The sequence below is a fragment of the Streptomyces sp. NPDC104313 genome, assembly GCF_055583985.1.
On sequence record NZ_JBVJMW010000001.1, the window covers coordinates 216,702 to 230,191 of the forward strand.

Genomic DNA, 13,490 nt, shown 5'->3' on the forward strand with positions numbered 1-13,490 from the left:
GACCGACAGCCGGTAGCCGGGCCCGACCGTATGGGGGTCAACGCGGCGGGTCCGGGCTCCGTCACAGGGCGGCGGACTTCAGCGGTACGGCGGGGTCGGCCACCTTCTCCGGGTCGAGGACGGCCCCCGACTCGATGAGCCTGCGGCCCTGGGCGAGGTCGCGCGGGCGGCCCACGGCGAGCACGGCCACCAGGGCGCCGTCGCGCAGCCAGCACACCGACCAGGCCGCGTCCGCCCCGTCGCCGCGCCACACCAGGGTGTCGGCGACCGCGTGGTGGCCGGCGTACTGCACGAAGCGGCCGAACTGCTCGGACCAGAAGTACGGGACGGGGTCGTAGACGGGGAGCGGCCCCCCGTCCCGGGCGGCCATGACCGCGGCGGCCGCGGTGCGCGGGCCCTGGAGGGCGTTGTCCCAGTGGTGGACCAGCAGGCGTGTCCCGTAGCGGGCGGAGGGGAAGGAGGCACAGTCCCCGACCGCGTACACATCGGGCAGCGAGGTGCGCAGCGCGCTGTCGGCGGTGACCGAGCCGTCCGGGCCGAGCGCGACCCCGGAGCCGGCGAGCCAGCGGGTGGCGGGGCGCGCGCCGATGCCGACGACCACGGCCCCGGCGGGCAGGACCCGCCCGTCGGCGAGGACGACGGACCCCTCCTCGACGCGGTCGACCCGGGCCCCGGTGAGGAGCTCGGCGCCGCTGTCGGCGTACCAGGCGGCCATCGGGGCGGCCACCTCGGCGGGCAGGGTTCCGGCGAGCGGGCGGGCGGCGGCCTCGACGACGGTGACCGCGCAGCCCGCGGCGCGGGCGGCGGTGGCGAACTCCGCGCCGATCCAGCCCGCCCCGACGACGACCACGTCGTGCTGCCGGTCCAGGACGGGCCTCAGCCGGGCGGCGTCGTCGAGGGTGCGCAGCAGGTGGACGCCGGGCACACCCTCGGCGCCGGGCAGGGTCATGGGCTCCGCGCCGGTCGCGAGGACCAGGGAGTCGTAGGCGACCGGTCCGTCGGCGGTGTCCAGCACATGGTCGGCGGCGCGCAGGGCGGTGACGTCCAGGCCGAGACGCAGGGTGATGTCCAGCGCCTCGAAGTCGACGTCGAAGGCGGAGTCCTCGGCCTTGCCCAGCAGTACGGCCTTGGACAACGGCGGTCGGTCGTAGGGCTGGTGGGGTTCGGCGCCGATCAGGGTGACGGGCCCGGTGAAGCCCGCCCCGCGCAGGGCCACGGCGCTCTGCACCCCCGCCATTCCCGCCCCGACGACCACGACGTGCCGTGCCGCCCGCTGTTCCGTCTGTTCGCTCACCCGTCCATCTTAATCAACTGACGGATCATCAGATAGGGGGTGCGGGGAAGGGGCTCGGAAGGGACCCCGGGAAGGACCTCAGGAACGAACCTGTTCCACCACACTGGTGCCGCTGCCCTCCTGGGACTCCCAGGCCCACCGCTCCGCCAGCCGCACCCGGCCGTCGGCGAGGTCGACGACCGTGGAGAGGCAGTGCCCGGACGAGGTCGTTCCGTCCCGCTTGAGCTGCACGTAACGGAAGTCCAGCGCGTCCCCGTCGCGGGTGCCGACGAGATGGCCGCGCACCACGTCGCCACCCGCGTACTCGGCCCAGATCCGGCCGTCCAGCTCGTGGTACGTGAAGCGGGTGCGGGTGCCGACCTGGCCGGGGGCCTGGTCGGCGACGGGCGACAGGACGAGTCCGTCGAGTGAACGGGCCACGGCGGGCGCTCCTCTGCTGGCCGGGGGCGGCGGGGTTTAGGGTGGCCAAGGTAGAACACTCGCGGGAGCCCGGACGCACCGGGCTGAGAGGGAGGCTGGACGGCCTCCGACCGTACGAACCTGCTCCGGGTCATGCCGGCGAAGGGAGGGGCTGGACACTCATGCGCGTCCCGGGAAGAACCTCAGGATCCGATGTCCTCGTCATCGGGGGCGGAATCATCGGCCTGGTCACGGCGTGGCGGGCCGCCCAGCGGGGGCTGCGCGTCACGGTCGCGGACCGGGAACCGGGCGGCGGCGCCGCACAGGTCGCGGCGGGCATGCTGGCCGCCGTCACCGAACTGCACTACGGCGAGCAGATGCTGCTGGGGCTCAACCTCGCCTCCGCCGCCCGCTATCCCTCGTTCGTGGCCGAGCTGGAAGAGGCGAGCGGCCGGGACACCGGCTTCCGGACCTGCGGCACGCTCGCCGTGGCACTGGACTCCGACGACCGGGCGCATCTGCGCGAACTGCACGCCCTCCAGGAGCGTTCGGGTCTGGAGTCGGTCTGGCTGAGCGGCCGTGAGTGCCGTCGCCTGGAACCGATGCTGGCCCCGGGCGTCCGCGGCGGACTTCGGGTCGACGGCGACCACCAGGTGGATCCCCGCCGGCTCGCCGCGGCGCTGCTGACCGCGTGCGAACGGGCCGGGGTCGCGTTCCGCCGGACGACCGCCGAGCGGCTCACCGTGGCCGGGGGCCGGGCCGTCGGGGCGCTGCTCGGCGACGGTACGGAGTTCGCGGCCGAACAGGTCGTGCTCGCCGCGGGCAGTCTCAGCGGTCGGCTCGCCGGGCTCCCGCCGGAGCTCGTACCGCCGGTCCGCCCGGTCAAGGGCCAGGTCCTGCGGCTCACCGTGCCCCGGGCGTACGCCCCCTTCCTCAGCCGCACCGTGCGCGCCGTGGTCCGGGGCGGCCATCTCTACCTCGTGCCGCGCGAGAACGGCGAGCTGGTCGTCGGCGCCACCAGCGAGGAGATGGGCTGGGACACCACGGTCACCGCCGGCGGGGTGTACGAACTGCTGCGCGACGCCCATGAGCTGGTGCCCGGCATCACCGAACTGCCGCTCACCGAGACCCGGGCCGGACTGCGTCCAGCGTCACCCGACAACGCCCCGCTGCTCGGCCCGACCGCCCTGCCCGGTCTGCTGCTCGCCACCGGCCACCACCGCAACGGCGTCCTGCTGACGCCCGTCACCGGGGACGCGATGGCCGACGTCTTGACCACCGGCGAGCTGCCCGAGACGGCCCGCCCGTTCGCCCCCGGCCGCTTCGAACCCGCCGCCCCCGTACTCCAGGAGCAGCCCGTATGACCCAGCAGCCCGCCTCCGTGCCTGGCTCCGCGCCTGTGCCTGTGCCTGTGCCTTCCGGAGTCTCGGTTTCCGTCTCGGTGAACGGGGAAGCCCGTACCGTTCCCGCCGGGACGGACCTGGACGCCCTCGTCGCCACGCTGACCCCGGCCCGCTCCGGGGTCGCCGCGGCCGTCAACGAGAGCGTCGTCCCGCGCGGCCAGTGGGCCGCCACGACGCTCGGCGAGGGCGACCGCGTCGAGGTCCTGACCGCCGTACAAGGAGGCTGACCATGTCGGACGACGTCTTCACGCTGGGTCCCGCCACCTATCGCTCCCGGCTGATCATGGGCACCGGCGGAGCGCCGAGCCTGGAGGTGCTGGAGCGCTCGCTGATCGCCTCCGGCACCGAGCTGACCACGGTCGCGATGCGCCGGCTGGACCCGACCGTGCGGGGTTCGGTGCTCTCGGTGCTGGAGCGGCTCTCCATCCAGGTCCTGCCGAACACGGCGGGCTGCTTCACCGCGGGCGAGGCGGTGCTGACCGCGCGGCTGGCCAGGGAAGCGCTCGGCACCCCCTGGGTGAAGCTGGAGGTGGTGGCCGACGAGCGGACCCTCCTGCCCGATCCGATCGAACTGCTGGACGCCGCGGAGATCCTGGTCGACGACGGGTTCACCGTGCTGCCCTACACCAACGACGATCCGGTCCTGGCCCGGAAGCTGGAGGATGTGGGGTGCGCGGCGATCATGCCGCTCGGCTCCCCCATCGGCTCCGGACTCGGCATCCGCAACCCGCACAACTTCGAGCTGATCGTCGAACGGGCCGGGGTGCCGGTGATCCTCGACGCGGGGGCCGGCACCGCCTCGGACGCGGCGCAGGCGATGGAGCTGGGGTGCGCCGCTGTGATGCTCGCCTCGGCGGTGACCCGGGCCCAGGAGCCGGAGCTGATGGCCGGGGCGATGCGCCATGCGGTGGAGGGCGGGCGGCTCGCGTACCGGGCGGGCCGGATTCCGCGCCGCCACTTCGCCGAGGCCTCGTCCCCGGTGACCGGGCGAGCGGTGCTCGATCCGGAGCACCCGGCTTTCTGAGTACCCGCACGCGCTCGCCGCCCGGGGCGTGCCCCGTCTCGATCAGGGCGTGTCCCTGTCACGGATCGGCTGCGGAAGGCCCCGGGAACGCCCTTGCCCGTCCGGGGTGTCGGTGGCGGCTCGTAGACTCTCGGGGTGGACACGACCCTCCAGGACCCTCTCGTCGGGCAGCTGCTCGACGGCCGGTATCGCGTTGAGGCGCGCATCGCCGTCGGCGGGATGGCCACGGTCTACCGGGCCGTGGACACCCGCCTGGACCGGGTGCTCGCCCTCAAGGTGATGCACCCGGCGCTCGCCACCGATGTCTCGTTCGTCGAGCGCTTCATCCGTGAGGCCAAGTCGGTGGCCCGCCTGGCGCACCCCAATGTCGTCGCGGTCTTCGACCAGGGCGCCGAGGGCGCGTATGTCTATCTCGCGATGGAGTACGTGGCGGGCTGCACCCTGCGCGACGTGCTGCGCGAGCGCGGTGCCCTGCGGCCCCGGGCGGCGCTGGACATCCTGGAGCCGGTGCTCGCCGCGCTCGGCGCCGCGCACCGGGCGGGGTTCGTGCACCGCGACATGAAGCCGGAGAACGTCCTGATAGGGGATGACGGCCGGGTGAAGGTCGCCGACTTCGGCCTGGTCAGGGCGGTCGGCACGGCCACGGACAGCACCGGCTCCCTGCTGGGCACCGTGTCGTATCTGGCCCCCGAGCAGATCGAGCACGGCTCGGCCGACACCCGTAGTGATGTGTACGCCTGCGGGGTCGTGCTCTACGAGATGCTGACCGGCGCCAAGCCCCACACCGGCGAGAACGCCGCCCAGGTCATCTACCGGCACCTCAACTCCGACGTCCCGGCCCCGTCCGCCGTCGTGCCGGGGCTCCCGGTCGCGCTGGACAGCCTGGTGGCGAGCGCGACCGCCCGCAATCCCGAGGTGCGCCCGCACGACGCGGTGCTGCTGCTGGCCGAGGCCCGTGAGGCCCGAGCCGCGCTGACCGACGCCGAGCTGGACGCCGTACCGCCGGGGGCGCTGTCGGATGCCCACGACGGCGCGGACGACCGTACGAGCGTGATCCCGCGGGCCCTCCCGGCGGACGGCGACGGCGTGCACCGCACCAGCCGGCTGGTGATGCCGCCCGCGGGATCCGCCGTTCCCCGGCGCGGGACCGGCCGTCGCGGCCCGTTCGGCGGGCCGCACCGCAAGCTGATCACGGTGCTCGCGGCCGTACTGCTGACGCTGGGCATCGGGACGGGCGTCTGGTACATCAACTCCGGGCAGTTCACCCAGGTCCCCTCGCTGCTGGGCCAGACCCAGCAGACCGCCGAGAAGCGGCTCTCCGACGAGGGGCTCGGGCTGAAGGGCGTGGAGCGGGTCTTCAGCGGCACCGTCGAGCGGGGCTCGGTCGTGAGCAGCGACCCCGCCTCCGGCGACCGGATCCGGGGCAACGGCTCGGTGAAGCTCCTCGTCTCGCGGGGTCCGGAGATCGTGCGGGTGCCCGATGTCGTGGGCCGCTCGCTCGCGGACGCCCGGCGCTCCCTGAAGAAGGTGGGCCTGGTCCCCGGGATGGCGACCAGGGAGTTCAGCGAGGACGTGGCCCGCGGCGGGGTGATCCGCACGGATCCCCGCGCGGGCACCGACCGCAATCCGGACGCGGCCGTGGCGCTCGTCGTCAGCAAGGGCGCTCCCGTCGACGTCCCGGATGTCACCGGTCTTCCGGCCGAGGAGGCCACCGCCGAGCTGGCGGCCGAGGGGCTGAAGGCCCAGGTGCTGCCCGGCCGGGTCCACTCCCCCGAGGCCGAGGGCGCCGTCGCCGAACAGTCCCCCGGTGCGGGCGTCGAGGCCGCCGAGGGCGACACGATCGAGCTGACCGTCTCCAAGGGTCCCCGGATCCTGGACGTCCCGGACGTCACCGGCCGGGACGTCGACGAGGCGCGGAGCACCCTGGAGGAGGCGGGCTTCGACGTGAAGGTCGACCGGCCGTTCCTCTCCTTCAGCGACACGATCGCGAGCCAGTCCGTGGACGGCGGCGAGCAGGCCCCCGAAGGGGCCACGATCACGATCAGGACCAAGGGGCTCTAGAACCAGATGCACACACTGCGCAACCCGGTGGGCGGACACGTTCCGGTGGCCGGCGGCCTGTCCAAGGTCGGCCTGGAGTACGCCCGGGAACTGGCGGCGGAGGCCGTGCAGGTCTTCGTGGCCAATCCGCGCGGCTGGGCCACGCCCGCCGGGAACCCGGCGCAGGACGAGCTGTTCCGCGCCGGGTGCGCGGCGGACTCGATCCCGGCGTACGTCCACGCCCCGTATCTGATCAACTTCGGCTCGCACACCGAGGCGACGGTCGAGAAGTCCGTGGAGTCCCTGCGCCACTCGCTGCGGCGGGCCCGGGAGATCGGCGCGCTGGGCGTGGTGGTGCACACCGGTTCGGCGACCGGCGGACGGCCGCGCGCCGAGGCGCTGGCCCAGGTGCGGACGCACCTGCGCCCGCTGCTGGACGAGCTGACCCACGACGACTCCCCGGATCTTCTGCTGGAGTCGACGGCCGGCCAGGGCTTCTCGCTCTGCTCGCGGACCTGGGACTTCGGTCCGTACTTCGAGGCGCTGGACTCCCACCCGAAGCTGGGCATCTGCCTGGACACATGCCACATCTACGCCGCCGGGCACGATCTGGCCGGCCCCTCGGGGATGCGGCAGACGCTCGACCTGCTGGTGGAGACGGTCGGCGAGGGGCGGCTCAAGCTGATCCACGCCAACGACTCCAAGGACGTCGTGGGCGCCCACAAGGACCGGCACGAGAACATCGGCGCCGGTCACATCGGGGTGGAGCCCTTCCGTGAGCTGTTCGCGCATCCGGCGACCGCAGGCGTGCCGCTGATCATCGAGACACCCGGCGGCAAGGAGGGGCACGCGGCGGACGTGGCCCGGCTGAAGGCTCTGCGCGAGACGCGTCAGATCACGGGACCGACTGCGCGGAACTGAAGGCTCAATACCGAAGGATCTGCGCGGGCCGCGTCAGAGTTCGGGGCCGTCCCCGGGCTCCTCCTGATAGGAGTAGCGCTGCTCGCCCCAGGGGTCGCCGATGTTGTGGTAGCCCCGCTCCTCCCAGAATCCACGCCGGTCCGCCGTCATGTACTCGATGCCCCGGACCCATTTCGGGCCTTTCCAGGCGTACAGGTGCGGGACGACGAGGCGGAGCGGGAAGCCGTGCTCGGCGGTGAGGAGTTCGCCGTCCTTGTGGGTGGCGAAGAGGGTGCGCTCGGAGGCGAAGTCGTCCAGGCGCAGATTCGATGAGAAGCCGTATTCGGCCCAGACCATCACATGGGTGGCGTCGGGGGCGGGCGGTGCCAGCTCGAGGACCGTACGGGCGGGGATCCCGCCCCATTCGGCGCCGATCATGCTGAATTTCGTCACGCAGTGCAGATCGGCGACGACCGAGGAGAAAGGCAGCGCCGAGAAGTCCTGGTGGTTCCAGCAGTGCTTGTCGCCGTCGGCGGTGGCCCCGAAGACCCGGAACTCCCAGCGGTCGGGCTTGAACTTGGGAACGGGCCCGTAATGGGTGACCGGCCATCCCCGCTGCAGTCGCTGTCCCGGCGGAAGCTCGGACTGCTCTGTCTCGCGGTTTTCCCGGCTTTCCGGCTGACCCATGCCTCCATGGTGACAGACAGGCAGGGGTGGTCATGACCAGGGAGTACCCATCCGGGCAACTCATACTAAGTGTGCACTTACTGGACGGCCGCTGGGCGCGGTGCGAGGATCTGGCCAGCTCGCAGAATCGATCACCGGTTGGAAGGAGCCTTTGCCATGCAGGGCGACCCCGAGGTCCTTGAGTTTCTCAATGAGCAGCTGACCGCCGAATTGACTGCCATCAATCAGTACTTCCTGCACGCCAAGATGCAGGACAACTTCGGGTGGACGAAGCTCGCCAAGTACACCCGGACCGAGTCCTTCGACGAGATGAAGCACGCCGAGATCCTCACCGACCGGATCCTGTTCCTCGACGGCCTGCCGAACTACCAGCGGCTCTTCCATGTGCGGGTGGGCCAGACGGTGACCGAGATGTTCCAGGCGGACCGCCAGGTCGAGGTGGAGGCGATCGACCGCCTCAAGCGCGGAATCGAGGTGATGCGCGGCAAGGGCGACATCACGTCCGCGAACGTCTTCGAGTCGATCCTCAAGGACGAGGAGCACCACATCGACTATCTCGACACCCAGCTGGAGCTGGTCGAGAAGCTCGGTGAGCCGCTCTACATCGCCCAGCTGATCGAGCAGCCGGAGAGCTGACCGGACCGCACCCGGGCTTTCCCCGGGCGGTGCGCGCCGGTCAGGCGGCGTCGGTGAGCCTCACGCCCCGGATCGCGCCGATGGCGGCCGCCGCCGCGGCCGATGCCGCGACGGTCGGGTGCGCGAGGGAGGCGGTCGCGGGTTCCTGTCGCTGGTCGAGCAGCTCGCCGCGGGGGCAGTCGCCCCGGCCCAGCAGGGCCTGGATACGGCGCACACATCCTCCGCAGTCCGTCCCGGCCTTGCAGGCCGACGCGATCTGCCGGGGTGTGCAGGCTCCGTCGTCCGCATGCTTCCTGACCTGCGCTTCCGTGATGCCGAAGCAGGAACAGACGTACATGCGGTTCACCTCCCTGCGGGTCGGTCACGGGCGCCGCTCCGATTTCCACGGTGAGGCTAACCTAACCTTACCCGCCGCTCGACCACCGTAAAAGTCCGGATACGACTTGTGGGGCACGGATCACATGGATCCGTGCCCCACAGGTGCGACTGCCGGGAATCCTCCCGGTCTGCCGGACTACTGGTCGCGGTACATCTCGGCGACGAGGAAGGCCAGGTCGAGGGACTGGCTCCGGTTGAGCCGGGGGTCACAGGCCGTCTCGTAGCGCTGGTGCAGGTCGTCCACGAAGATCTCGTGGCCGCCGCCGACGCACTCGGTGACGTCGTCGCCGGTCAGCTCCACGTGGATGCCGCCCGGGTGGGTGCCGAGGTCCTTGTGGACCTCGAAGAAGCCCTTGACCTCGTCCAGGACGTCGTCGAAGCGGCGCGTCTTGTGGCCGGAGGCGGCCTCGAAGGTGTTTCCGTGCATCGGGTCGGTCACCCAGGCGACGGTCGCGCCCGAAGCGGTGACCTTCTCGACCAGCTCGGGGAGCTTGTCGCGGACCTTGTCGGCGCCCATCCGGACGACGAAGGTCAGCCGGCCGGGCTCCCGCCCGGGGTCAAGGCGGTCGACGTAGCCGAGCGCCTCGTCGACGGTGGTCGTCGGGCCCAGCTTGATGCCGATCGGGTTGCGGATCCGGGCGGCGAACTCGATGTGCGCGCCGTCCATCTGCCGGGTGCGCTCACCGATCCAGACCATGTGGGCGGAGGTGTCGTACAGCTCGCCGGTGCGCGAGTCCGTACGGGTCAGCGCCGACTCGTAGTCCAGCAGCAGGGCCTCGTGCGAGGCGTAGAACTCGACCGCCTTGAACTCGGCCGGGTCGGTGCCGCACGCCTTCATGAAGTTCAGCGCGTTGTCGATCTCGCGGGCCAGCGCCTCGTAGCGCTGCCCGGAGGGGGACGACTTCACGAAGTCCTGGTTCCAGGCGTGGACCTGGCGCAGGTCGGCGTAACCGCCGGTGGTGAAGGCGCGCACCAGGTTCAGCGTGGAGGAGGACGCGTGGTACATCTGCTTCAGCCGCGCGGGGTCCGGGATCCGGGCCTCCTCGGTGAAGGCGAAGCCGTTCACCGAGTCGCCGCGGTACGTCGGCAGGGTCACACCGTCGCGGGTCTCGGTCGACTTGGAGCGCGGCTTGGAGTACTGGCCCGCGATCCGGCCGACCTTCACCACGGGCACGGAGGCCGCGTAGGTCAGGACGGCGCTCATCTGGAGCAGCGTCTTCAGCTTGGCCCGGATGTGCTCGGCGGACACGGCGTCGAAGGCCTCGGCGCAGTCGCCGCCCTGCAGCAGGAACGCCTCGCCCTTGGCGACGGCTCCCATGCGGGCGCGCAGCTGGTCGCACTCGCCGGCGAAGACGAGCGGCGGATACGACGCGAGGTCCGCGAGTACATCGCGCAGGGCCTCGGAGTCGGGGTACTCGGGCTGCTGCGCCGCGGGAAGGTCTCGCCAGGTGTTGCCACCGGCGACGGAGGTATTGGCGTTCACGGTCACGAGCACAACATTACGGGGTCGGAAGGGGCGTCCAGCCGTGCGCTCAACAGATGAGACACCCGCTCCGATGCCCGGACCGGTCCGCTAGGGTCGGGGCATGTCGACGCGACTGATCGGGATCTCGATCCAGAACTGGTGGTGGACCGCTCATCCGGCGGCCCGCTGATTCATCGCGCTGACACTTCGCGAAGGCCGCCCGAGGGGCGGCCTTTCCGCGTTGCGGAGCCGTTCCTCCCCTGTGAATCCCGTACGGAGTCCTGTACGGGCCGTCCGGAAGGAACCTGCTCCCATGTCGCAGACCGCATCCCGCCCCGCCTCCGGTCTCCTCCGCCGGCTGCTCGCGGAGGACGCCCCGCCGTTCGCCCTGCTGCACCGGCGCACGCCCGGCCGTGACCACGATCACGTCGAACTGTTGATCGGCGGGGTGCGGGAGGCGAAGCGGCTGGCCGACCTGCCGGTGGGTACGGCACCCGCGCTGGCCCTGGTGCCGTTCCGGCAGATCGCCGAGCGCGGCTTCGACGTGCGCGACGACGGCACCCCGCTGAGCGTGCTGGTGGCCGACGAGACGCACGAGCTGGAGCTCACGGAGCTGCTGGCGGCGCTGCCCGCCCATGACGTGAGGGTGGAGGACCTCGGTTTCGACGTGCCGGACGCAAAGTACGCGGACATCGTGCGGCGGGTGATCCGGGACGAGATCGGGCAGGGCGAGGGCGCGAACTTCGTGATCCGGCGCACGTTCCGGGGCGCGATCCCCGGGTTCGGGCGGGCGGACGCGCTGGCGCTGTTCCGGCGGCTGCTGGCGGGCGAGCGGGGCGCGTACTGGACGTTCGTCGTCCACACCGGGGACAGGACGCTGGTGGGGGCCAGCCCGGAGGTGCACGTACGGATGTCCGGCGGGACGGTCGTGATGAACCCGATCAGCGGGACGTACCGCTACCCGGCCGAGGGGCCCACCGCCGAGAGTCTGCTGGCGTTCCTCGGGGACCGCAAGGAGAGCGAGGAGCTGTCCATGGTGGTCGACGAGGAGCTGAAGATGATGTGCACGGTGGGCGACATGGGCGGGGTGGTGGTCGGGCCCCGGCTCAAGGAGATGGCGCACCTCGCGCACACCGAGTACGAGCTGCGCGGGAAGTCCTCGCTGGACGTACGGGACGTGCTGCGCGAGACGATGTTCGCGGCGACCGTCACCGGCTCCCCGGTGCAGAACGCGTGCCGGGTCATCGAGCGGTACGAGTCCGGGGGCCGCGGCTACTACGCGGGCGCGCTGGCCCTGCTGGGCCGGGACGCGAGCGGGGCGCAGACCCTGGACTCGCCGATCCTGATCCGTACGGCCGACATCACCCCGGACGGCTCGCTGAAGGTGCCCGTCGGGGCCACCCTCGTCCGCCACTCGGACCCGGAGAGCGAGGTCGCCGAGACGCATGCCAAGGCGGCCGGGGTGCTGGCCGCGCTGGGGGTGCGGCCGGGCCGGCCCGGAGCCGAGGCGGACCGGCCTCGGCTGGCCTCCGACCCCCGGGTGCAGGCGGCGCTGGACGACCGGCGCGGAGGGCTCGCGCCGTTCTGGCTGCGGATGCAGGAGCGGACCCAGGATCTCTCGGGGCACGCGCTGGTGGTGGACGGCGAGGACTCGTTCACCGCGATGCTGGCCCATCTGCTGCGGGCGTCGGGGCTGGACGTCTCGGTGCGCCGCTACGACGAGCCGGGGCTGCGCGAGGTGGTGCGGGCGCACGAAGGGCCGGTGGTGCTGGGTCCGGGTCCGGGTGATCCGGGCGATCTCACCGACCCGAAGATGCGGCTGCTGCGGGAGCTCGCCGCGGAGCTGGTGCGAGACCACCGGCACGGGCTGCTGGGGGTCTGCCTCGGGCACGAGCTGATCGCGGCGGAGCTGGGACTGGAGGTCGTGCGCAGGGCCGTGCCGTACCAGGGGGCGCAGACCCGGATCGAGCTGTTCGGCCGGCCGGAGACGGTGGGCTTCTACAACAGCTTCACCGGGCGGTGCGACGCTCCGGCCGCCGTGGAGCTGGCCGCGCACGGGATCGAGGTGAGCCGCGACGAGGACAGCGACGAGCTGCACGCGCTGCGGGGTCCCGGCTTCGCCTCGGTGCAGTTCCACCCGGAGTCGGTGCTGACCGTGCGGGGCTCGGTGATCGTGACGGAGCTGCTGGCGGGGCTGCCGGTGGTGCCGAGCTGAGGGACGTCCTCACGTCCTCGGCACGAGGACGTTCTCGCTGGTGCGGCGGGCCAGGTAGTCGCTGACGTTCTTCACGGTCGCGTCGATGATCTGGCCCACCGCGTCCTCGGTGTAGTACGCCTGGTGGGAGGTGACGACGACGTTGGGGAAGGTCACCAGCCGGGCGAGGGTGTCGTCGTCGATGCCCTCCAGGGACTTGTCGAGGAAGAACAGCCCGGCCTCCGCCTCGTACACGTCGAGTCCGACGCCGAGGAAGCGGCCCGCGCGCAACTCGGTGACCAGGGCGGTCGTGTCGATGAGGCCGCCGCGGCTGGAGTTGACGAGGATCGCGTCGTCCTTCATCGCCTTCAGGGCGGCCTCGCCGATGATGTGGTGGGTGCTGGGCAGCAGCGGCACGTGCAGGCTGATCAGGTCGGCCTCGGCGAACAGCCGCTCCTTGTCGACGTACTCCATGCCCAGCTCGACGCAGGCCGGATTCTCCGCCACGTCCCAGCCGAGCAGCTTCATGCCGAAGCCGTGGGCGATCCGGGTGAACGCCTCGCCGATCTTCCCGGTGCCGAGCACTCCGACGGTCCGCCCGCGCATGTCCCGGCCGAGCAGCCCGTCCAGCCGGAAGTCGAAGTCCCGGGTGCGGCTCGCGGCGCGGATGATGCGCCGGTTGACGGCCATGGCGAGCGTCCAGGCGAATTCGGCGACCGAGTACGGGGAGTAGTACGAGACCCGGGCGACGCGCAGGGCGAGGCGCTCGGCGACCTCCAGGTCGATGTTGTTGAAGCCGGTGGAGCGCTGGGCGATCAACTGCGTGCCGCCCGCGGCGAGCGTCTGGAGCACCTGGGAGCCGAGGTCGGCGTTGACGCTGGTGGAGACGGCCTCGTAGCCGGCCGCGATGGGGGCGGTGTCCCGGTTCAGGAAGACGTCCAGGCAGCGGACCTCGTGCAGCCCCTCGAAGGCCTTCTCGATCAGGGGCTTCTCGTCGGACTGCACACCGAAGGCCAGGATTTCCACGGGTACTCCCGATCTGTTTCCGCGGGCGGGGCCGGACAACGCGA

The 13,490-nt window shown here is 71.8% G+C and carries 14 protein-coding genes and 1 riboswitch; of the genes, 8 read left to right on the forward strand and 6 right to left on the reverse strand.

Annotated elements, in window-relative coordinates; translation table 11 throughout:
• Nucleotides 1-61: 61 nt before the first annotated feature.
• Nucleotides 62-1,294, reverse strand: coding sequence for an NAD(P)/FAD-dependent oxidoreductase (locus ACZ60Q_RS00980; RefSeq protein WP_469626471.1), 1,233 nt, complete (start codon nucleotides 1,292-1,294; stop codon nucleotides 62-64).
• A 78-nt stretch (nucleotides 1,295-1,372) separates the two neighbouring features.
• A complete protein-coding gene (locus ACZ60Q_RS00985) occupies nucleotides 1,373-1,714 on the reverse strand; it encodes an avidin-fold protein (protein WP_469626474.1) in 342 nt (113 codons plus the stop codon).
• A gap of 51 nt (nucleotides 1,715-1,765) precedes the next feature.
• Nucleotides 1,766-1,878: riboswitch (TPP riboswitch) on the forward strand.
• On the opposite strand from ACZ60Q_RS00985, the gene thiO reads away from it, so the two are divergent.
• From thiO to ACZ60Q_RS01010, 5 genes are all read left to right on the forward strand, one after another.
• A complete protein-coding gene (gene thiO / locus ACZ60Q_RS00990; protein ID WP_469626477.1) occupies nucleotides 1,876-3,057 on the forward strand; it encodes a glycine oxidase ThiO in 1,182 nt (393 codons plus the stop codon). It overlaps the preceding riboswitch by 3 nt.
• The gene (thiS, locus tag ACZ60Q_RS00995; protein ID WP_469626479.1) at nucleotides 3,054-3,323 is read left to right on the forward strand and encodes a sulfur carrier protein ThiS; all 270 of its coding nucleotides are present in this window, start codon (nucleotides 3,054-3,056) and stop codon (nucleotides 3,321-3,323) included. The genes thiO and thiS overlap by 4 nt, the downstream gene beginning before the upstream one ends.
• Nucleotides 3,324-3,325: 2 nt before the next feature.
• Entirely contained in the window at nucleotides 3,326-4,120 is a 795-nt protein-coding gene (locus tag ACZ60Q_RS01000) for a thiazole synthase (RefSeq protein ID WP_469626481.1), read from the forward strand.
• A 135-nt stretch (nucleotides 4,121-4,255) separates the two neighbouring features.
• Nucleotides 4,256-6,181, forward strand: a complete 1,926-nt coding sequence (gene pknB / locus ACZ60Q_RS01005) for a Stk1 family PASTA domain-containing Ser/Thr kinase (RefSeq protein ID WP_469626484.1) — start codon at nucleotides 4,256-4,258, stop codon at nucleotides 6,179-6,181.
• 6 nt (nucleotides 6,182-6,187) lie between these two features.
• Nucleotides 6,188-7,081 (forward strand): deoxyribonuclease IV, encoded by an 894-nt coding sequence (locus ACZ60Q_RS01010; protein ID WP_469626487.1) that lies wholly within the window; start codon nucleotides 6,188-6,190, stop codon nucleotides 7,079-7,081.
• A gap of 33 nt (nucleotides 7,082-7,114) precedes the next feature.
• Here ACZ60Q_RS01010 and ACZ60Q_RS01015 read toward each other — a convergent pair whose 3' ends face one another.
• The gene (locus ACZ60Q_RS01015; protein ID WP_050358036.1) at nucleotides 7,115-7,747 is read right to left on the reverse strand and encodes a sulfite oxidase-like oxidoreductase; all 633 of its coding nucleotides are present in this window, start codon (nucleotides 7,745-7,747) and stop codon (nucleotides 7,115-7,117) included.
• Between the two features lie 156 nt (nucleotides 7,748-7,903).
• Here ACZ60Q_RS01015 and bfr point away from each other — a divergent pair, with 156 nt between their 5' ends.
• Nucleotides 7,904-8,383, forward strand: a complete 480-nt coding sequence (bfr, locus tag ACZ60Q_RS01020) for a bacterioferritin (protein ID WP_469626490.1) — start codon at nucleotides 7,904-7,906, stop codon at nucleotides 8,381-8,383.
• Between the two features lie 40 nt (nucleotides 8,384-8,423).
• Here the strand turns inward: bfr and ACZ60Q_RS01025 are convergent, their stop codons facing one another.
• A complete protein-coding gene (locus ACZ60Q_RS01025; protein WP_469626492.1) occupies nucleotides 8,424-8,720 on the reverse strand; it encodes a (2Fe-2S)-binding protein in 297 nt (98 codons plus the stop codon).
• Nucleotides 8,721-8,897: 177 nt separating this feature from the next.
• Complete coding sequence (locus tag ACZ60Q_RS01030; protein ID WP_469626495.1) at nucleotides 8,898-10,244, reverse strand: class II 3-deoxy-7-phosphoheptulonate synthase; 1,347 nt, start codon at nucleotides 10,242-10,244, stop codon at nucleotides 8,898-8,900.
• A gap of 103 nt (nucleotides 10,245-10,347) precedes the next feature.
• On the opposite strand from ACZ60Q_RS01030, the gene ACZ60Q_RS01035 reads away from it, so the two are divergent.
• Both ACZ60Q_RS01035 and ACZ60Q_RS01040 read left to right on the forward strand, forming a co-directional pair.
• A complete protein-coding gene (locus ACZ60Q_RS01035) occupies nucleotides 10,348-10,416 on the forward strand; it encodes a trp operon leader peptide (protein WP_398064646.1) in 69 nt (22 codons plus the stop codon).
• A 123-nt stretch (nucleotides 10,417-10,539) separates the two neighbouring features.
• Nucleotides 10,540-12,441 carry an anthranilate synthase family protein gene (locus ACZ60Q_RS01040; RefSeq protein WP_469626499.1) on the forward strand — a complete coding sequence of 634 codons (1,902 nt, stop codon included), beginning with the start codon at nucleotides 10,540-10,542 and terminating at the stop codon, nucleotides 12,439-12,441.
• 9 nt (nucleotides 12,442-12,450) lie between these two features.
• On the opposite strand, the gene ACZ60Q_RS01045 is transcribed toward ACZ60Q_RS01040, so the two are convergent.
• A complete protein-coding gene (locus ACZ60Q_RS01045) occupies nucleotides 12,451-13,446 on the reverse strand; it encodes a 2-hydroxyacid dehydrogenase (protein ID WP_469626502.1) in 996 nt (331 codons plus the stop codon).
• Nucleotides 13,447-13,490 lie beyond the last annotated feature (44 nt).